This window comes from Sagittula sp. NFXS13 (assembly GCF_040148795.1).
GTDB classification, from domain to species: domain Bacteria; phylum Pseudomonadota; class Alphaproteobacteria; order Rhodobacterales; family Rhodobacteraceae; genus Sagittula; species Sagittula marina.
Genome location: NZ_JAGEMH010000002.1, coordinates 322723 through 342140 on the forward strand (window position 1 = coordinate 322723; position 19418 = coordinate 342140).

Genomic DNA, 19418 nt, shown 5'->3' on the forward strand with positions numbered 1-19418 from the left:
TTGCGCTTCCCGCGCAGGTCGTTGCCAGTTAATTGGAACAAAAGACCAAGGGTTCGGGTTTCATCCCCGAACCCTTTTGTATGGAAAGCACTGCGTATGTTCGACTGGATCACAGGCCTGATCGATTCCATGGGCGCGCTCGGGGTAGCGTTCCTGATGTTCCTTGAAAATGTATTTCCTCCGATCCCGTCAGAATTGATTATGCCGCTCGCCGGTTTCAACGCCGCCCGCGGAGACATGTCGCTATGGGTGGTGATCCTTTCGGGAAGCGCAGGATCCCTAGCGGGGGCGTACCTTTGGTATTGGCTTGCGCGGCGGGTCGGATTTGACCGCGTCTGTCGTTTGACACACAAGCACGGTCGCTGGTTGGGGGTGTCGCCTGATGAGTTGGACCGTGCAAACGCGTGGTTTGATCGCCACGACAGCGGCGCGGTGTTGATTGGGCGCCTGATCCCAACGGTGCGGACGTTGATATCAGTGCCTGCCGGCGTGCGCAGAATGAACCGTGCTTTGTTCTTGGGTTTCAGTGCATTGGGCACTGTGGCTTGGACTGCGGCCCTAACGATGGCCGGCTACTGGCTGGAGGGCGGATACGAGACCGTGAGTGCATGGTTGGACCCAGTCAGCACCGTTGTGGTCGTTGGCTTGTTCGCCGTCTATCTCTGGCGTGTCGTCACGTACAACAAGCGCAACGGGATCTCGGGCCAGAAAGCGCATTAACCAGTTTTTCATGAAGATCGGTTGAGACTGTGTTTATGACACGGTCTCAGCATTTCTCTGACTCCCAAGCGGCGCTTTTCGCGCATGACGAGGTGCCACCGCAGGGCGCGCCTAGAGCAGAGAAGTCGCCTTCCTACATCCGTGATCATCGCGCTCGCCTGCGCGAGCGTTTCTTGATCGGCGGACCAGAGGCCTTGCCAGATTATGAAATGCTGGAACTTGTGCTGTTCCGAGCTATTCCACGCCGGGATGTGAAGCCTTTGGCGCGGCTGCTGCTAGAAACCTTTGGCGACTACAATGGGGTGTTGTCGGCTCCGACACATCGACTGTCGGAGGTCTCAGGTGTTGGCGACGCGGTTATCTGCGAGTTGAAGGTCATCGAGGCGGCCGCGCACAGGTTGGCTAGATCGCGCGTGCTACAAAAACCGATACTAAGTGGTTGGAACGCTTTGCTGGAGTATTGTCAGACTGCCATGGCGCATGGCGATATCGAGCAATTCCGCGTGCTTTACCTTGACCGCAAAAACGTGCTGATTGCGGATGAACAACAGGCGCAAGGCACAGTGGATCATGTTCCGGTCTACCCCCGAGAGGTAGTGAAACGCGCGCTTGAATTGAATGCCACAGCGTTGATCTTGGTGCACAATCACCCCTCTGGCGACCCGACTCCTTCTGAGGCAGATATCGTGGTGACCGAACAGGTCCAGCAGGCGGCGGAGGCTTTGGGGATTGTGCTGCACGATCACCTGGTGATCGGCAAGTCGCGGGAATTGAGCTTTCGCGCTGAGGGATTGCTTTAACGCACCCAGACTTCGACCCTGCGGTTCACCTCGCGCCCCCAAGAGGTGTCGTCACATGCCATGGGCATCGCCTCGCCGAAGGCGTCTGAAGAGAGCGTAACACTCTCGAAATTGGCGGTTTCAGCGGCAAGTTCCACCGCAATGCGTACGGCCTCGGCACGTTTGTGTGCAATGCTCAGATTTGCCTCGGCGGGACCAACCGCATCCGAAAAACCGACGAAAAGAACTTTTCGCCCGTCGTAGGTGCCGCTTTCCAAAGCGCGTGCCAGTTGCAACACGTTGGAGCGCGACTGAGCGTCAAGCCGAGATGAGCCAGTTTCGAAACGAAAAGAGGTGGTGAGCCGTCGCATTGGTAACAAGGTTTTTGTCAGCCGTTGCAGGTTCTTTAGTCCCTCTACTCCATCGGCCACCAGGATCGCATTTGCGAGGCGGTCTCCTTGCAGATCAGAACGAACCTCCTCCGTTGACTGATCGACGAAACCGGCGCGGCGAATGACGATCTGCGCCTGTGTGCTGCGAGTAAACTTCAGGAAATCGCGGGCCAAAGCGGGCAGTCGCCGCGCTGGCATATAAAGAAAGGCGGGGGTGGTCAGCGGATAGTCCTCTGTCTTTACCGTGCGGCGCGCAGCGTGCAGGTCGAAGCCGCAAGGCCCGGACACCGGCAAGGCCTTCGTGTTCCCGATCTCGGAAAAGCTTGCCAAAGCAATGCCGAAGGGGTCGCGGGCGACGGCGTCTGACAATTCAGTGTTCGAAGCGTGCCGCGTGACCGGGCCAAGGGTGGCACGACCTGGCTTGAGCAATCGATCCTCAACACTTTGCGCCAACCCACTGGCGGCGTCACGCATGTGAACCGTGATCGGCGCGTCAGGTCCACCGAACGCTTTCCAATTGGTTTCCTGACCGGAGAGGATTTTAACCAATTCCGAAACGGATAGGCGGTCCACCGGATTGCTGGGTGAGATCACGGGCACCAGCGCATCCAGTGCCAAAACAGTCGAGCGGTTTGCAAGTGTGAGGTCACCCAGTCCGGCTTCGCGGGCAAGCTTCGCCTCTGCGGGGCGGATTTCACGCAGGGCCATCACGATATCGGCGTCACGGCTGAGAAGGTCTACAAAGCCGTCGTCCGTGTTTGAGACACGAAAATGAAAACGCCCGACGGGTTTCGACGTGCGCATATTTGTCAGCGTGTAGGTGAACTGGTTGGCGTCTTCGGTCTCGCGATGGGTGGCTAGGCCGGAGCGCATGGCGAAGGCTTCGATCAGGGCGGGTAGCATGACGCGGCCCAACGTGGCTGAGCCAGATATCTGGAGGTCGGCCACGTAGTCGATCAGAGATGGGCAACCAATGCCAGTGCAGGACACGCCAGAGCCGTCGACCGTTAGTATGCCAAAGCGGGTGTCGATGCGGTAGAATTCGCCGTCGAACCCAAGAAGCGTGCCTTTGAGTTCGATCGATCCGTCGCGTGAGCTGAGAGTGATATCCTGAGCGCGGGCCGAGAATGGAAGGCACAAAATCTGCACACAGAAAAGTGCGGCGAAGATCGCCGCACGTTGAATGGTCATGGTGCCCCTCGTGGATCGCCTGATTTTATCTTGCGGCGATAGTCAGGTCTTCGACGAGGTTTTTCAACACAAGAAAGTCACCCGTAGCCTCGCAGCTTGGCATGTCCAGAGTCAGGTTGCGGGTGCGCAGGCCGGCACCGTCACGGATTTCAAGTGTTTGCGCTTCGATTGTGCGGTCGCAGTTGGCGTCGGAGATCTCAGCCTCAACCGTGAGGGTGATGTCGCCGTTGCGTGCCGCCACGCTTTTTGGGAAGGAATAGACCTCCGCCAGTTGCGGATCAGGGATGGCTGGGTTTCCCAGCGGTGTTAGAAAGCCGCCTTCGCCGCGTGCGGTGACCGCGAGGTCGCCTGCAGCATCGGCGTGAATGTGGCCGGGCGCGAAATAGTCAGCGCCGAATTCGCGGGCGTGTAAACCAAGGCCTGTGTTGCCAATCCACTGCACGGCGACGCGGTCGTAGAATGGTAGGGCCGGCACGTCAGCCATCGCTGTTGCACCGTCACCAGTGGCGAAGGATGCAATGATCAGCGCGGTGTCCGACAGCGCCGGGACCGAAACGGACAGCGCACCTTCGGCGGACGTGACCTCGGTGAACATCATGCCGTGGTGATGCAAAGTAACGCGCTCCGACGGGTGGCAAGGAGCCGTTAGCTCAATATCAACCATTGCACCGGCGGATGCTGTCGCGGTCATCACGATGTCGCAGACGGGCAAGGCCGGCGCTTGGCTCGGCTGCTTCGGCAGGTCCGTTTCTACGGCGGCCAAAGTGAGCTTTGCGGGAGCAGTGGTGAAGCTCGGCAATGTTGCGACAGACGCGGTCTGAGGTGATTGCATAACAAGTGCCTCGGGCGAATGTGCGCCCAGAGCGACAGGTGCATCTGTGGCCGAAACCAACGGCGCGCGAGGGGCACCAACCAGAGCGGAAGAAGTCTGATTGATATCGCTGAGCTCCAGATCCTGGGTCGCGACAGCGGGCGCGGATTGGCCCGGCAGGGAGACGCCATATTGCATCGTATAGCCCGTCCCCAAAGCGCAAAGCAGCGTGACACCGCCGAGGGTGATGGTTCTCTTGCGATCTTTTGAAGGCACGCTTTGATCTGACATCTGGAACTCCTGCACCTTTTAACTGATGGTCAGAAATCGCGCCGAAACGTGACGAATCTAGGGCGTGCACGCGGATTCATCAGGGCATTTCTCTTTCGATATGCGGGCAAAGGCAGATTATCACGCGTTGATTTCGCCTTCAGGTGGCGCTTGTCGTAAATGAAAAATCAGGATTTTGGCACTGTCGAGGTTCAAGAAGGGGGAACTAAATTACGTTTTGTTTGTTTCTAGATCAGGACACGCAACACGGGAGCACTTGAAATGGAATATGGTATTTTCGGCCTCATCATCCTCGTTCTGGACATCTACGCGATTTATCAGACACTGACCTCAGGCGCATCGACGCTTGCCAAGATTGTCTGGACGCTCGCCATTCTGATCCTGCCGGTCCTCGGCTTTATCGCTTGGTTGGTTGCAGGCCCACGTGGCGGAACTCGCGTACACGTATAAGCTGATTTAATGTCTTGAAGAAAGGCGGCTTCTGTTGAAGTCGCCTTTTCTGTGCCAGGTTCGAATTGAGTTGATAAATTGGCTTGCGGCAACTGGGCCTGACCGGCGCTTTTTCTGACCCGCGAAAAAAATTACCATCGTCGCGATGCTGAGGATGTTGTTTTTGGTGCCTGCAAAATGAGTGATATCAAGGTCTGGCCCTGCGAAGCCTTTCGATCTCAACGCCGCAGTGGCGGAGGAGGCAATGGCGGTTTCATCGGCCAAGGCCGCGGAGCGCCGTCGTATTGAGGAGACGGACTTCGGGGCCAAGGAGTTTGACCGAAACCGAACCATGTTTCGGCGGGGATTGATCAATAAAACCACCATGGAGGCGGTGGAGCGCCGGATGTTGGATGCACGGTTTGGCGCAGATCAGGCACGTGAGGCGATCGCCAGTGCCCAATTGGCCTACACCCGTGCCGAAATCGCCGTAGAGATTGATGAATTGGATTTGAAGACGGCGGAGATCGAGCGTGCCGCATTGAGATTGGCCGCACCGTTCGACGGTGTTTTGCTGGGCTTTGATCCGCGTGTCGGTGCCTGTGTCTCCGAAGGTGAGCTTGCCGCAGAAAACTATGATCCCAAACGCGAGGCCGTGGATGTTTATGTTCTCATTTCGCGGCTGACCGGGACTGGCGGTGTTCCCGTGGCGCGTGGCACGGAGGCAAAAGTGGTTCGCGGCAACGGGGAAAGCTGTGCGGGACGCATTACCTGGATCGAGACGGAGGCGGACCTTGAAAGCCAATATGTCAAAACCACAATTGACCTTTCTGAGGATTGCGCGCCTGGCTTGTATCTCAATGAAGCCGTCGAAGTTGAGATGGTGGGCGCGACAGATGTGTTTCGCATTCCGGCCGGCGCTCTTGAGGGGAATGCCGTATACCTGATCTCACCCGACGGTCTTGGCGTCGAGCCTCTGGAGGTGGAGATCATTGAGCGCGGGTCCGATCATCTTGTGGTGCGCATGTTTGGGGCCGCGGGTCGGTCACTTGTCGTGAATGCGCAGGACCTTCGGATCGACGGCCTTTTGGACCCCTCTTAAGCTGTCCGTAAAATGTGAAGCGGTATCGGACGACAGTTCCTGTGGGTGTTTGTGACCTTTGTGCAAGGATGTTGCGGACGCCCATTTGAGATTGACTTTCCCGCGAGTGACTTGGCAAGAAAGATATCCCGTTCAGTCCTGACGCAATATCCTTGCCGCGCAAATGCGCGATGCCGTCGATTTAGAGGTCCGCTTCCGCTGCGCACCTCAAGCGGATTAGCGCACCGCCTTGTGTTCCTATCTGAAAAGGGTAGGGCGACTTTTGGGCATCGGCCGATATGTTCGAAACGGACAAAACTTCAGCCGAACCAAGTCAGGTCCATCGCGAGTGCATTCCTTGCTAACCACAATAAGCCAAGGTTGTTTCGCGTATCGCCACAAGAAACATGATTTTCGTGGCGATGCTCGGGCAGCTTCTCATCCACAAGCGGCGCAAAGCATTGGGCTGGCTCCACAGTTTCTCAATATGGTCTTCGGAATGTGAGCAGGAGTATCGCGCTGAACGAGATCACGTCAAACGAAGGTGGGTGATGAAAACGACCGAAGGCCACGAAATTTCGCCTAGGATGCAGATGCATCTACCTTGCGCCAAAGCGTCTACCTAGTCGTTCTTTTCTTGCGGGCACAAAGGGATCAGGGGTGCCGTAGGTGCATCTTACGCCAAGATCTGCATAGCAGAAGGTAAGGCGCGAAAGTATCTCTTTACCGATCAAACTGCTCATATACCCACGGCCGAAAGGAGCGTTCGCGCCGCCGGTCCAGAGCGACCTGATCACGAGTGTGCCGAGACCTTTGATGTGGATGGGGGCTGCTCGATTTGAAACGGGTGGCGTCTTGACGAACGGCTGCGTGCAGGGGGCAGGGTCATGGCGGCGACCATTTCCGACCACAGGCCTATGGCGGGTTTCGGCTTCCGGAGGGCTCTTCCGTCTTCGTCGATCAGAGACAGCCATGATGTGAGGGCAGACGCAGATTGGCGCATTTGATTGCCGAAAATGCCCACCATCTGTGAAACTATCTTAAAATTCATGCGTTTATGTATCGTAGCGTCAACCTTGAGCTTTTAAGTTACATATCGGTATAGTTGTGAAAGACTGCGCGAACGACTGAAGGGCGGAGGCCAGCGCCATACTGGCAAGGTCCGTCGAAAGAGAAGTGTATTAGGCTCTACGTGCGGGTTTGATGCGGAGAATATTCCTGCCGGGGGTAGGGTAACTAATGAAAGGCGTTTTATGGCCGAGAAAAAACTGCGCATTTTTCGGTGCCGGTGTAATCACGAGCTCGCTATGGGAGCAGCCGTTTGCTCCTATTGTTTCAGACCAACTCCGTTACGAAATCGATACTGGTTCTGGGTGCTGACCCTGTGCGCTCTGGCGCTGATCGGCTTAGTCATTTACGAAGCAAGCATTACCTGAGGGAAGTGCGCAGCGCTTGATCTCTCTGTCATTGCAGCCGATGCCATTACACCGCTAGTGTGGCGCTTCTTATACACGTGCTGCGGCGGAACAAACTATGATCTTGACTCGTAGAAATATGATACTGGGTGCTTCGGCGCTGGGATTGGCGGCCTGCGGAAGCGGTGGCGCTATGCGGGTTGGTCCGAGCGATCCAGCCGCGCTTGGCCCGGAGTTCCGGCCGATGCCGAACGCCTCCTTTGACACTTGGGTACAGGCATTTCGCGGGCGGGCACAAGCGCGCGGGATTTCTGCCGGAACCTTGGACGTCGCCTTTCGTGGGCAGGGCTATCTGCCCGGCGTTGTGGAGCGTGACCGCAACCAGACGGAATTCAACCGCTCGCTTGAGGACTATCTCGCGCTTGTCGCGCCAGAGGAAAAGGTCGCATTCGGTCAACGGGCCGTTGCGCAACAAAACAGCGCACTACAATCGGTCGCCGCACGCTACGGGGTCAGCGCGGATGTTCTCGCCGCGATCTGGGGTGTGGAAAGCTATTTCGGCACCCGTCGCGGTCAGATTCCGGTGATTTCCTCCACGACCACACTCGCGTGGGAAGGGCGGCGCGGAGCGTTTTTTGAATCCAACCTGACGGACGCTTTGCGGATGATCCAATCCGGCGATGCGCGCCCGTCGGAACTGCTGGGCAGTTGGGCCGGTGCGTCAGGCCATACTCAGCTGATGCCGAACGCGTTTCAAAACTTTGCCGTGGATTTTGACGGCAACGGGCGTCGGGATGTTTGGGGTGACAACCCGATCGATGCCTTTGGCACGACAGCGAATTACCTCAAACGCTCTGGCTGGCAAAGCGGGCAGCCCTGGGCTGTCGAGGTGATCCTGCCGCAAGGGTTCACCGCAGGCATCGGCAAGGCGCGCAAGCGCAGCGTCTCTGACTGGCAAAGCCTGGGCGTGCGTGCGGCACGTGGCTCTCTGCCTTCTGGTGGATCGGCGGCTATCCTTGCGCCAATGGGCTTGGGCCGTCCGGCGTTTCTGGTGTTCCGCAACTTCGAGGCGATCCTGCGCTACAATCCGTCCGAGAACTATGGGCTGGGCGTCAGCTACCTCGCCAACCGGCTTGCCGGGGGAGGCCCCTTGGTCGGTACATTTGGCGCGGACCAATACGGGCTGACGCTGCAACAACGCAAGGATTTGCAGCGCGGCCTGTCTCAAGCGGGGTTCGACGCAGGCAAGCCCGATGGCGTGCTTGGTAACAAAACCGAGGCGGCCATTCGTGCTTATCAACAGGCCAAGGGGATGACCGTGACCGGCACACCTTCACCCGACTTGCTGCGCAGGCTCTAAACTGCCTCGGTCATCAGCTTCGCCTGATACGCTTTGAGTGTCGGGCGGGCAGCGGCGTATCGTTTCTGCCCTCGGGCACAGATCAGATCCGGGAAGAGTCGGAAGAGTTCTTCGCGTTGCGGGTTGTCCAATCCGGCCAGTGACATGTCCCCCGGCTGAAAGCTCTCGGTCCACGCGCCATCGGAATTCACCAATTCATGCCGATCAAACATGAAGTGCACGTAGGTCACGCCCTTGCCCGGGCTGACACGTTTGATGCGGTCGCGGTGGGTCAGGCTGCCAGAGGCCGCCAGCACTTCATCTTCGCCAGTCAACAGCTGCACCAGGGCACCATTCAGCGACACACGGTGCTGCGGAGAGACCAGCATGTCCCGCTCTGGCATTCCTTGCCCAAAGGCATTGGCGCGAATGCGGATAGGCTGAAGGCTGATATCGTTGTGCAGCTGCCGGCCCGTCAGGGATTTTGACCCACACCAGCGCACCGTCTGGTATCCATTATCGCGTGTCAGGACGCGATCACCGACACGAATGTCGGCCACGTCGGCTTCTCCTGTGGCGGTCTTGATCCTCGTGCCGGGCGTGAAGCAGGGCACATAATTGATATTCTCAATCTCGGAAAAGGTCAGCTTTGACCCGTCCAGCCACTTTACGGTGCCCGATTTCGGCCCGATCATGGCGATCGTCGCCGGTCCGGTGATGTTCAGCGTGTCGCCGAGGGTCTCATCCCCTTCGCCGCCGGTGATGGAAAATGCGCCACCGTTGTTCAGTGCGGGACCCGTGTTGAACGTGTCGTCCCCGTCGCCGCCGAACACCGTATCACCGGAGCCTGCCTGAAGCGTATCCGCACCACTGCCGCCATCCAGGCTGTCGCCCCCGGCTCCACCCGAGAGGTCGTCGTCGCCCGCACCGCCAAGCAGCGTATCGCGCCCATCTCCACCGCTCAGGCTGTCATCGCCATCGCCGCCGATCAACGTATCCGCGCCCGCGTCGCCCAGCAGCGTGTCCGCGCCTGCGCCCCCGTCGAGGCTGTCGTCTCCGGCTCCGCCCTCCACGGTATCGTTGCCATCCCCCGCCTGCACGGTGTCATTCCCCGCGCCAGCGACCACGGAATCGTCACCTGCGCCAGCCTCGATGCTGTCGTCATCATTTCCCGCAGAATTGTCGCCTGCGTCCACCCGATCACCCTCGGGGTCGCCCATGTAGCTGGCGTCAATGGTATCCGCGCCAGAGGTTCCGGTGACGACCTCGTCGCGTGCGGTTGGAATGCCCATGGTTGCCAGAACGGCAGGCGAGGCCACCGAGGACGGGGCCACGCCCATAAGCGTCAGGCTTTCGCCATTCGGGAAGCTCAGCACAGCATTGCCTGCACCGTCATCCGTGACCGTCACGTCCGCAGTGTTCACCTGTGCGCCGTCGATGTCGGTCAGGCCGGTGACGTCCAACTGATCGTTGGTGCTGCCATCGCCGCTGTCGGTCAAGTCGAATCCGGTGACACGGTCCGCACCAGAACCATCGGCCAGCACCAGCGTATCGCGGCCACCACCCAACCGAATGGTCTCGATCTCATTGAAGTTCAGCGTATCCTGGCCGTCTGTCACCGTGCCGATTTCCGGGTTCACATGGGTCAGGTCGACTGTCAGGTCATCGGTGACAGCCGATAGATCCAGCACGTCGCCGTCTGTCTCCGCCACGCCCTCAGCATCGACGGTGTCATTGCCAAAGCCATTCTCGATAACAAAGGTATCGTCGCCCCAGCCGCCCCAAAGATAATCATCGCCCGCGCCGCCATACAGGATGTCGTTGTCGTACGACCCGCGCATCCAGTCGTTGCCGTCGCCGCCATACAGCGTGTCGTCGCCTTCGTTGCCCTCGACGGTGTCGTCGCCCGCACCGCCGTGGACCTCATCATTGCCGGTTTCGCCATACAGGCTGTCAGAGCCGTCACCGCCGAAGAGGATGTCATCTCCCCCATTGCCGTAGATGCTGTCGTCGCCTGTCCCACCGGTGATCGTATCGTTGCCTTCGGCACCGCGGAGCGTGTCATTGCCATCGCCGCCATCAAGACTGTCGGCCCCGGTGGACCCGATCATGCTGTCATCGCCGCCAAGGCCTTCGGCGTTGATCGGGGCTGCCGTCGCAGAGGCGTCTAGCGTATCGGCATGCTCTGTCAGCGTGACGTTTTCAATCTCGGCAAAGGTGCCGCTGTCCACGCCATCGCTGAAGCGCGCCGCCTCGTCCGCGCTGTAGCTGACCTCGACCCCCTTGGTCAGCGCCGAGAAATCCACCCGATCGCCAGCGGTTTCCTCGGCCTCGCCACCGATGAGCGTATCGTCGTGCCAGTTGTCCTCAAGGAAGAACAGGTCATCGCCGTCGCCACCTGTCAGACTGTCGTTGCCGCTACCGCCTGAAAGAGTGTCATCGCCCGCACCGCCATCTACGGTGTCATCGCCGTCACCGCTGTCGATGGAATCGTCGCCATCCCCGGCCATGATAACGTTCGCATCGCCGTCGGCAGTGACCGTATCATCACCCTGGCTCAGTTGCAGCGTTTGGAAGTCGCTAAGGCTTCCGCTATTCAGCGTGGAATCTGTGCCCACGGCCCCCGCGTCGCCAATGGTGAAGGACGTGACGTCATCGCTGATCGTCATGACCCCGGCGGCGTCAAAGTCGACGGAAAAGGCCGCGCCCAACGCGCTCATGTCCAGCGTGTCGCCGTTCACAGCATCAATCCCCGACCAGAAGGTCGAGGAGTTCCAATTGCCCGTCGTGACCAAATACGTCGCCATTCTTAGCGCCTTTCACCTGTGCATGCAGAAAACGACCCGATCGGGCCTGTGAGTGGTTCAGTGCTTAGGACTGAGGACCGTATTTCCTGTCATTGCACAATTCATTTCCGTGGAACTTCTGTTCCAGCCTCTAGAAACAGTGCGAATGTGGCTAGAATAGGCTGTTTAGTGGGTAATCTAGAGATACCACAAACATTGTCTGGAAATTATCACGAATCTTCGAGGTCTCGTCAGGCGCGCATCACAGCAAGCCGCGCACCGGTTCTAAAAGTCCCTTGTTGCGCAGCGTACGTACCGGATACGCGGGGTCATTTACCATCGCATCTAGCGAAAATCCCGGTTCGATCTTTGCCATCTTTTCGGCGACGCTCTGCGCTTTTTGAAGCTCCCCCGTCGCAGCGTACAGCGCGAGCAAAGAGCGATGCGCAGGTCGTGACAGGGGCGCCGCGCGGGTTGCCGCTTCTGCGGCGATGATCGCCTCGTCATTGCGGTTGCACGCGATTGAGATGAAGCAATGCCCCGTATCCCAGTAGTGTTTGAACGGGGAGGACCGCGCCACGCTGCACGCCCGCGCTGAGGTGTCAAAAGCCTTTTGCAACTCGCCGGACCCCATATAGGCCTCCGACATGGATTTCAGGGCATAGGCGCTGGTCGGGTTGCGCTCCAGCGATGTGCGGGCCAAATCCATGACCCCGGCAGTGTCTCCAAAGGCCGTGCTGCGCACCTTGGACACGATGGCCTGCACAAGCCCGTTGTCGGCATCCAGCTCCATGGCGCGATAATACAGCTCTACCGCCTCTTCCATCAGCGCGGCCTGATCGGCCTCTGCCAATTCCATCATTTGCGTCAGGCGAATCAGACTGCTCCATGCCAGATACAGACCGTTCTCATCATGACGAAAGGCCTGATCCATCAGCCCATAGGCCTCGCGCAGCGCGTCCTGATCAAAGCTGAACATACGATAAAGGCCCAGACGTGACAGCGCGGTCGAGCGCGTCTCTGGCCGGTCCTTGGCCAGCACGTGCGGCAATTTCCCGACGATCTGATCTGCGGCCTCGAACACAGTCCGCGCGATTTCGGTTTCCGATTGCATGATCGCCTCAAGCCGGTCGATACGCTGCAATTTCGAATACAAAATGCGGGCCGTCGGTTGGTGAATGGCTTTGATGAACAGCATGTGGCCATTGCCTTCATGCACCAGCTGGCTTTGGATCATGACATCTGATTGTGGCGCATCCGTTGAGCCGATCATGTCCGGATCGGCCTGTCGCCATGCGCGGACTTGCTCTGATATATTCTCGCCGATCTGATTGGACAGCACATCGCAGGTCATGCGGTCACGACCTGGCGCTGTCTCATCCACGCGACACGTAATCAGAATACCGCGAATCTCTTTTGGCCCGGCCCGCGCGATCATCGCCTGGAGCTGCGCGCGCTCCTGTCTCAGCCAATCTTCGAATTCCGGATCTCGAGCATCCAGCCCTTCGAGCAGCTCGATACGCTCGTTCCCGGGCACCACTTCTTCAAGCAGATCGACGCGGAGGCGAGCCTCATCCAGACCGATACTGGCACGGTCGGTCTGCAAAAGGTCGGCATCCTCGCCAAGAGCGGTGCGAAGCTTTGACAAGGCTTGTCGCAGATTGGCGCTGGCTTGTTCAGGACCGAAGCTGGACCAAAGCTTGTCTTCCAGCCAGCGGCGTGGACGTTCCATGCCGGGACTGAGCGCAAGGAGCGCGACGAGAGCCTGATTTTTCGCCCCCTTAGGGGTCCGGTCCACACCCGTGACTGAGGTTAACCGCAACGGCCCGAGCACGTTAATCTTGAACAGATTCTGCCTGTACCCCGCCATGTCAACCTCCGAATTACCTTAAGGAAGCTAGCATCGGACCTTCAACCTCGCAACAGGCGTAAATTTTCCGTAAATAGTCTTAGCGTCAAGCGACAGCTTTTGACGCACACTGTGGTGCTGGCCAACATGGCAGCGTTTATATGGAAGGACTTTTGCCATGAGTTTGTTCGGTCTCGACAACCATCAAAATCACCAGAACCATCAGAACCATCAGAACCATCAGAACCATCAGAACCATCAGAACCATCAGAACCATCAGAATCACCAAAATCATCAGAACCACCAAAACCACCAGTCCACCGAGAACCACCAAGGCGGGCCCGACACCGGGTTTTCCGGATCGGCTTTGGGAGCTGCGCGCGATGGGACTGTGGGCTTCTGGGATGGCAGCGCTGACCGCGAACCGATGAATGCCAACCGGTCAAGCTGGTCCGCTTTGAAAGCCATGGGGTCCTCGCAGCGGCGCGCCGTTCTGGACACTGTGCTGAACACCCTCTCCGGTGTCGCGCTCGACGACGGCACAGCCGCAAACACCGAAGGGCGGGTGTCGGTGGCCGGGCAAACCGTGGTCACGCTGAAAAAGCCCTCCAACGCGTTCCTTGCTGAAAAGCAACTTCCGTGGCTGCGCACTTATGCTGACCTGCGTGCCGATCGGCTCAACGAGATCATCATGCAGACCGGCGACGTCCAGAGCTTCTTTGCGTTGGTCGGCTACATGGCCCCGGATGCCACAAAGTGGACACTCTGCCTGAATCAGGCGATCTACCGACTGTGTACCGCTCTGGAGATGCCGTTAAAGCATGGCTTCGATGCGGCGCGTCCGATTGCCATGTCCTGCAAAGTTCAGCCAATCATTCAGACCCCGCCGCACGGCACTTGGCCCTCAGGTCACGCGACCGAGAGCTTTGCCTCTGCCACTTTGCTGACAAGGCTGTTCTATAACCGAGGCTTCAACCCCGCCGAAGAGATTGCCAACGGCAACGAACTGTTCCGCCACGCAGAACGTATCGCCATGAACCGCACCATAGCCGGGGTCCATTTCCCAAGCGACAGCATGGCGGGTGCGGTGATGGGCGTCACACTGGCCGAAGCATTGGTCCGCTTGCTTGACGGTGAAACGGAAACAACTGCACGCCTGTATCACGGCGACACATATGAGGGCGATTTCACCCTGGCCCTGCTGTCGGATGCGTTCAAGGATGCCAATGTCATCGAAACCAGCACCGTTTCGCTAGATCCCAATCTTGTTCCGGCATGGCTGCGTGACATGTGGCAAGAGGCCAAAGCCGAATGGTGAATCCAACCACCGTTTGAACGCGGCAAAAAAAAACCGGGGCGCAGGCACGGCGCCCCGGTTGTCGCTTCAGGCGGTCTCTGTTTGCGCTTTGCTGCGGGCTGGCAGAGGGACGACGACATAGGCGCCAAGCCGGTCCGCCTGCGTGTCCGGCACTGCAAAAAGATCGAGCACGTCAGGGTCGAAATCGTCCAGTTGTGTGCTCTCTGACTTGAACAGGTTTTCTTGCAGCCGCCCTGCGGACAAGGCCAAGGCCCGGGTCACACGGCCTGCGGCTGCACTGGTACCGCCGATGCGCGCGCGCTGACCAGACAGCAATCCGGTTGCAGCCATGCCGCCAGAGGCTCTGCCGATTTCAACGGGGGCAGAGACGGTCGGCCCGACCAGACCCCAACTTGCCCCTTGCGCGGTATAAACGGCGGGCTCGTAGTTTTCCGGCGTCTGACCTGCAAGACGCCCGGTGTACATCGCGGCACCCACCGTCACAACTTGCCGCGCCTGCGCGGTGCACAAGGCGTTGTGACTGCCGTCGCGGCAGACGGGGCCGTTGGGACCGGGGCGGGTGTAGTCGGCCGTGAAGGCGTTCCAGTCATACGACCCTGCATGGTCGAAATGCGCCTGACGTCCGCGCAGCGCGCTGCCCGGCAGGCTGTCGTCGCGCTGGATTTGGACCAGAAGTTCGCCGGGCACGTCAGCCTCTGCCGCGATCGTCCATGCGCCCGGAGGTGCGACGGGTTCGCCTGTTTTCCGGGCGACCGTCGGTGCGAAGGCCAGGACATAATGTGCCGCTTCGACCACCCCTTCGCCCTGATCGCGAGAGGGCTGATGATACAGGCGGGCTACCACGTCCCCATGGGCATTTTCGAGGGAGCAGACCTCCCCCTCCGCCACGCTCAGCGGGCCAGAGGCGGTGCCATCGGGCGTGGTGATGTTCAAGCTTAACGCACTGCTCGCGGCGTCCCGCAGATGCAGTTCTACGTAACTGGACGTCATGTCGTCGGGCAAGGCACGCACAGTGACCTCTGCCGAACCGGGCAGTTCCCAGCGTGCATTCAGATCGGCGCGGTAGCCGTTGCCAAAGGACCAGACGAGGCGCACGGGCTGGCCGGTCGCGGCCTCCCAGCGTTCGGCTTCGCGGGCCAATTGGCATTCGACAAAGCGCGATCCATCTTTTGGTCCCGCCGACACGCCCAAAGACAGGTTCACGATGACCGGCGCGGAGGGATCGACGCTCGCCGCCTGACGCAAAATCCAGCGAAGCCCTTGCAGAACATAGCTTTCGAACCAGACGCCAGAGGTGTCATCCACTGTCTCCGCCGGGAGTTGGACCGCCAGCAAAGGCCAGTCCGCGACCGGGTCGCCGCTGTTCGGATCGGCCCCGGCGGCAAGGTCCAGAACATGGGTGCCATGCGCGCGCGAGACCCGTCCAATGGGGCTGTTGAGATAGGTGTCGAGGGCTCCGTAGACCTTGGTTTCCCGCTCGGCCAGCAGCGGCTCGATATCGTCGGCGTTCAGGACCAAACCGGAAAGCACGCCGCCCTCGGCGCTGCGGCTTTCCAGTGCCTGTAGCCAGATGGCGTGAAAGCGCGTCTCTGTGCCGCGCCGAAACCGCTGGTTCAAAAAGCCGATGCCATCGTCGATGATCGCCACGATGGGCGTGCCGGGGCTGTGTGTGGCGGACTGAGGCGACGACTTGGGGCCTGGGGCGCTGGGCGTATCGTCGAGGCGGATCGGCACGCCGGTGTCCAAGACCTCGAACAAGGCGGCGTGCTGCGTGTCCGGTGTCCCGACACGACGGTAAAGCGCGTATTCGTCCGGCACGCCGCTCAGCATGTTCGGGTCGTCAATGCGCGCGTCCAGCGCCTGTGCCTCGTGGGGGTCCATCAGCAGGGTGCTGTCCTGCGCCACGGCTGCTTTGAACGCTGTGCGCGCAGCTTCCGGGGTGTCGCCCAAGAGCCGGATAAAGATCGGTTCATAGTCGGTGCCGCCGTCGGGCCGCGCTGGATGCAAGGCGTCAGCGCGCTTTGTGAGAAGGCGCGACCAGTCGAGGTAGGAATCTTTGAAATGTGCAGCGCGCGGGGCGGTCCACTTGAAATATGGGTAGGAAGCCATGCGTAATTCCCCGTTGTCACAAAATAAGGCAAGCAAAGGCGGTTCGAGGGCATCGGTCAAGCAAGCCTCTGGGATGTCTTGACCATTTGCGCAGAATTCACGGCAGTTTGCACCGTTTGCGGTGACGGTTCCTGCTCACGATGAGACGGATTCACGCTGAAGCCCTCTTTTGATCACGCTGCAATCACGCAGGCCTCTCAATGTAATTTTAACGCAACGTCACAAGGCGCATAGCGCAATCGTCCTTTGGGGGATCACATGACCAGCACGCAGACGACAGATAGCGAACGCCCCTTCCGGGTTATCGAAGGCGGTGGCGCCTGCGCCGTTCCGCAAGTGGACCTCGCGCCGCTGACCGTCCCGGAGATGTCCGCCGCTGAGCTGGCGGCAGAGATGGCCGAGATTTTTGCCATGTCGTTGCTCCGCAAGCAGCGGCTGGCCGATTTGCAGGATCCGCACTGCAAGGTTCGTGTGGATGCGGCGATCAGTTTTACGTTGCACGAACTGCTGTGCGAGTTGCGGTCGCTTGCCTGGTACGACGCAGGCCAGCTTCCGGCACGGGACTTGTCTGCCACTGCGCAGGAGCGCCGTTCGTTGCGGTGGAACGGCGAAGGGCAGTTGACGCTGAACACTCTGTTTCGTGGTGGTGTGGCGTCCATGGGCGCGGCGCGTCTTTCGGCGCTGTGGCAGGCCGATCACGCGGTGGCCGACCGCGACCCGGCGCAGCGCCCGCCCCACAACGAAGCGCCTATGTCGGCATGGCTTGAGTGGTGTGGCCGGCACAGCGGCGCTGGGCTCTGCATGCCCGGGGATATCGTCATGCCAGAACCGCGTTTGCAAAGCCTGGACGATATGGCCGAACGTTTGCACCACTTGCAGCCCGCGCGGCCCTTTCACAATGCGACCCTTGCGGCGCTGGCAAACGGTGCGACCTTTGATGGCGGCCTATGTCACGGGGATACGCCGTGGCGGGGCGGACGCTTGATGTCTCTGATGGCGCAGGCAGAGGGGCGGGCGACCCGCGCCACATTGATGCAGGCCCGCGCGCCCGGCAGGTTGCCAAGACCCGGCGTCACGGCCGCCCGGATGACAGTCTGGCTGGCCCGCGAGGAACGGGGTGATGCGCCCTCTTCCGCGTCGGTGCGGGCGGCGGCAGATGAATTGGCGGCGGCGTCGCCCAACCTGTTGCACTGGGTCAGTCGCACGAATGCCTCTCTGCGACAAAAGCAACAACGCTTTCAGAACAGCCTCTTCCTGCCATTGGTTGAAGCCGACCGTCAGTACATGATGGCGTCCGATTGTGCACCGCATCTGGCCGTTGCCGGGGCGATGGCGACACTGATGAAGGCCGTTTTCGATACCGCGCGCCCTGTGCATTGTGAGGGCGTCGGCACGCAAGGCTCCGCTATGGACCTGGCGCAGGAGGCCGACATGCTGGTGGCCAATATGAGCCTCGCCCGTGTCGTGTCCGGGGGCTATCACCCGGTGGAAAACCTGCGCGATCTTCGCGCGGGTGAGATGATCGCCTTGCACCTGCTGCGCGACATGCTGGAGGCAGACAATCGCCCTGCCACGCTGGACTTCACTGCATTCGACGGCAAGCCGCGGCACATCGTGGCACAGCCGCGCCAGTTCGGGCGTGGGGTGGCAAAGCTTTATGGAGAGAGCGGCCCGCTGCCGTGGTCGCAGCAGGAGGCTTGCGGGCCCAAGCACCTGATGGCGATTGTCTGACACCTTGATGCAGGTCAGGGTTTGACGCCTTGGTCCATGCAATAACGAGCAGGCACCCGACAGGAGGATGCCATGCCAACATTCAAAATACTTTTCGCAGCGTTCATGTGTCTCGCGGGACCAGTGCTTGCACAGGACGCGGATCTCGGACGCGCGCATTACCAGACGCATTGCGCCACCTGTCACGGGCTCGAGGGTATGGGCAACGGGCCCATGGCCGGTGCGCTGATCCAAAAGCCTGTGAACCTGACCGAACTGACAATTCAGAACGGTGGGAAATTTCCGTTGGAGCGTGTGGTGAAACGGATCGACGGGCGTGATCCGCTTGTCAGCCACGGCTCTCCGATGCCGGTCTATGGCGACTACTTCGAGGGCGTTCTGGACGTCCCGATCAAAACTCCAACGGGCCGGGTGGTTCAGACGTCCCAGCCGGTGGTGGATCTGGTGGCCTATTTGCTGGACATTCAGCGCATCGAATGATGCTAGCGGCAAATATCCTTGGTCTGAACGCCGGGCCAAGGCACCCGAACGCGCGGTGCGCCGAGGGCGCGGTCCAGTCGGTCTACGGGCATCTCCGCGCCGATCATCGCACGCAGTCGCGCGGTGCGCGGCGCGTCTGGATCAAGCAGGCGGCAACAGACGTATTCCTCCACGATGGCGCCCTGCTGCTCGTAGCCGAAATCAAGGAACCGCGTGTCGCTGTCCGGGTCAATCAGATAAGGGTCTGTCTGCGTCACATGTTCATTCAGCGCCTTCAGCGGTGTGTAGCCGGTGCGCTTGCGGTTCTGCCATTGCCAGACGTGCGTCGCCTCATGGGCAAGGAGCATCGCATTATAAAGATCGACCTCTTCGGGGTAGCCTTTGAGGAAATCTTCACGAAAGATATCGTCGCGGATCAGCACCTTGTTGAAAAGAACCGTGGCAGCCGGGGCAACGGTGATCTCTGTTTCCTTTGTCAGCGGCGGCCAGATCCGTTCCTGACACGTGGTGCGGGGGCGCACCGGGATGCGATAGGTCATCTCTCCCGCGAAGTGCCCATCGACAAGCCGGATCCTGGAGGTGTCCAGATCCTCGCCGTGAATGGCCTGCAGATAGGCGGTTTCGGGGTCCGTCAAGGGACGCCCGCAAGCTGCCAGGAAAAGGAACAAAAGCATCATCGCGCGCATGAGGCAGAGCA

The 19418-nt window shown here is 59.8% G+C and carries 15 protein-coding genes; 8 read left to right on the forward strand and 7 right to left on the reverse strand.

The annotated features are described in order from the left end of the window. Window positions 1–96 precede the first annotated feature (96 nt). Window positions 97–720, forward strand: coding sequence for a DedA family protein (locus J4E08_RS05915; RefSeq protein WP_349537689.1), 624 nt, complete (start codon window positions 97–99; stop codon window positions 718–720). Window positions 721–755: 35 nt separating this feature from the next. Then, entirely contained in the window at window positions 756–1520 is a 765-nt protein-coding gene (radC, locus tag J4E08_RS05920; protein ID WP_349537690.1) for a RadC family protein, read from the forward strand. Here radC and J4E08_RS05925 read toward each other — a convergent pair. Together J4E08_RS05925 and J4E08_RS05930 are read right to left on the reverse strand one after the other, a co-directional pair. Next, window positions 1517–3082: a phosphate ABC transporter substrate-binding/OmpA family protein gene (locus J4E08_RS05925; protein WP_349537691.1), complete on the reverse strand. Its 1566-nt coding sequence runs from the start codon at window positions 3080–3082 to the stop codon at window positions 1517–1519. The two genes, radC and J4E08_RS05925, sit on opposite strands and share 4 nt — an antisense overlap. Before the next feature lie 25 nt (window positions 3083–3107). After that, window positions 3108–3881: a translocase gene (locus tag J4E08_RS05930; protein ID WP_349537692.1), complete on the reverse strand. Its 774-nt coding sequence runs from the start codon at window positions 3879–3881 to the stop codon at window positions 3108–3110. 564 nt (window positions 3882–4445) lie between these two features. Between J4E08_RS05930 and J4E08_RS05935 the strand changes: the two genes are divergently transcribed. The 3 genes from J4E08_RS05935 (at window position 4446) to J4E08_RS05945 (ending at window position 8469) form a co-directional block, all read left to right on the forward strand. Further along, on the forward strand, window positions 4446–4634 hold the full coding sequence (locus tag J4E08_RS05935) for a PLD nuclease N-terminal domain-containing protein (RefSeq protein ID WP_349537693.1): 189 nt from the start codon (window positions 4446–4448) through the stop codon (window positions 4632–4634). A gap of 244 nt (window positions 4635–4878) precedes the next feature. After that, window positions 4879–5715: an efflux RND transporter periplasmic adaptor subunit gene (locus J4E08_RS05940; RefSeq protein ID WP_349537694.1), complete on the forward strand. Its 837-nt coding sequence runs from the start codon at window positions 4879–4881 to the stop codon at window positions 5713–5715. A 1512-nt stretch (window positions 5716–7227) separates the two neighbouring features. Next, the gene (locus tag J4E08_RS05945) at window positions 7228–8469 is read left to right on the forward strand and encodes a lytic murein transglycosylase (RefSeq protein WP_349537695.1); all 1242 of its coding nucleotides are present in this window, start codon (window positions 7228–7230) and stop codon (window positions 8467–8469) included. Here the strand turns inward: J4E08_RS05945 and J4E08_RS05950 are convergent. From J4E08_RS05950 to J4E08_RS05960, 3 genes are all read right to left on the reverse strand, one after another. Beyond that, window positions 8466–11255, reverse strand: a complete 2790-nt coding sequence (locus J4E08_RS05950; protein ID WP_349537696.1) for a Hint domain-containing protein — start codon at window positions 11253–11255, stop codon at window positions 8466–8468. The two genes, J4E08_RS05945 and J4E08_RS05950, sit on opposite strands and share 4 nt — an antisense overlap. Window positions 11256–11496: 241 nt before the next feature. Continuing rightward, window positions 11497–12966: a transcriptional regulator gene (locus J4E08_RS05955; protein WP_349537697.1), complete on the reverse strand. Its 1470-nt coding sequence runs from the start codon at window positions 12964–12966 to the stop codon at window positions 11497–11499. Between the two features lie 274 nt (window positions 12967–13240). Next, the gene (locus tag J4E08_RS05960) at window positions 13241–13417 is read right to left on the reverse strand and encodes a hypothetical protein (protein WP_349537698.1); all 177 of its coding nucleotides are present in this window, start codon (window positions 13415–13417) and stop codon (window positions 13241–13243) included. 132 nt (window positions 13418–13549) lie between these two features. Here J4E08_RS05960 and J4E08_RS05965 point away from each other — a divergent pair, with 132 nt between their 5' ends. Further along, window positions 13550–14401 (forward strand): phosphatase PAP2 family protein, encoded by an 852-nt coding sequence (locus J4E08_RS05965; protein ID WP_349537699.1) that lies wholly within the window; start codon window positions 13550–13552, stop codon window positions 14399–14401. A 66-nt stretch (window positions 14402–14467) separates the two neighbouring features. Here the strand turns inward: J4E08_RS05965 and J4E08_RS05970 are convergent, their stop codons facing one another. After that, window positions 14468–16510, reverse strand: coding sequence for a S8/S53 family peptidase (locus tag J4E08_RS05970; protein WP_349537700.1), 2043 nt, complete (start codon window positions 16508–16510; stop codon window positions 14468–14470). Window positions 16511–16768: 258 nt separating this feature from the next. Between J4E08_RS05970 and J4E08_RS05975 the strand changes: the two genes are divergently transcribed. Both J4E08_RS05975 and J4E08_RS05980 read left to right on the forward strand, forming a co-directional pair. After that, entirely contained in the window at window positions 16769–18241 is a 1473-nt protein-coding gene (locus tag J4E08_RS05975) for a bromoperoxidase (protein ID WP_349537701.1), read from the forward strand. Between the two features lie 72 nt (window positions 18242–18313). Next, window positions 18314–18721: a c-type cytochrome gene (locus J4E08_RS05980; protein WP_349537702.1), complete on the forward strand. Its 408-nt coding sequence runs from the start codon at window positions 18314–18316 to the stop codon at window positions 18719–18721. 2 nt (window positions 18722–18723) lie between these two features. Here the strand turns inward: J4E08_RS05980 and J4E08_RS05985 are convergent, their stop codons facing one another. Beyond that, window positions 18724–19407: a hypothetical protein gene (locus J4E08_RS05985; protein ID WP_349537703.1), complete on the reverse strand. Its 684-nt coding sequence runs from the start codon at window positions 19405–19407 to the stop codon at window positions 18724–18726. Window positions 19408–19418 lie beyond the last annotated feature (11 nt).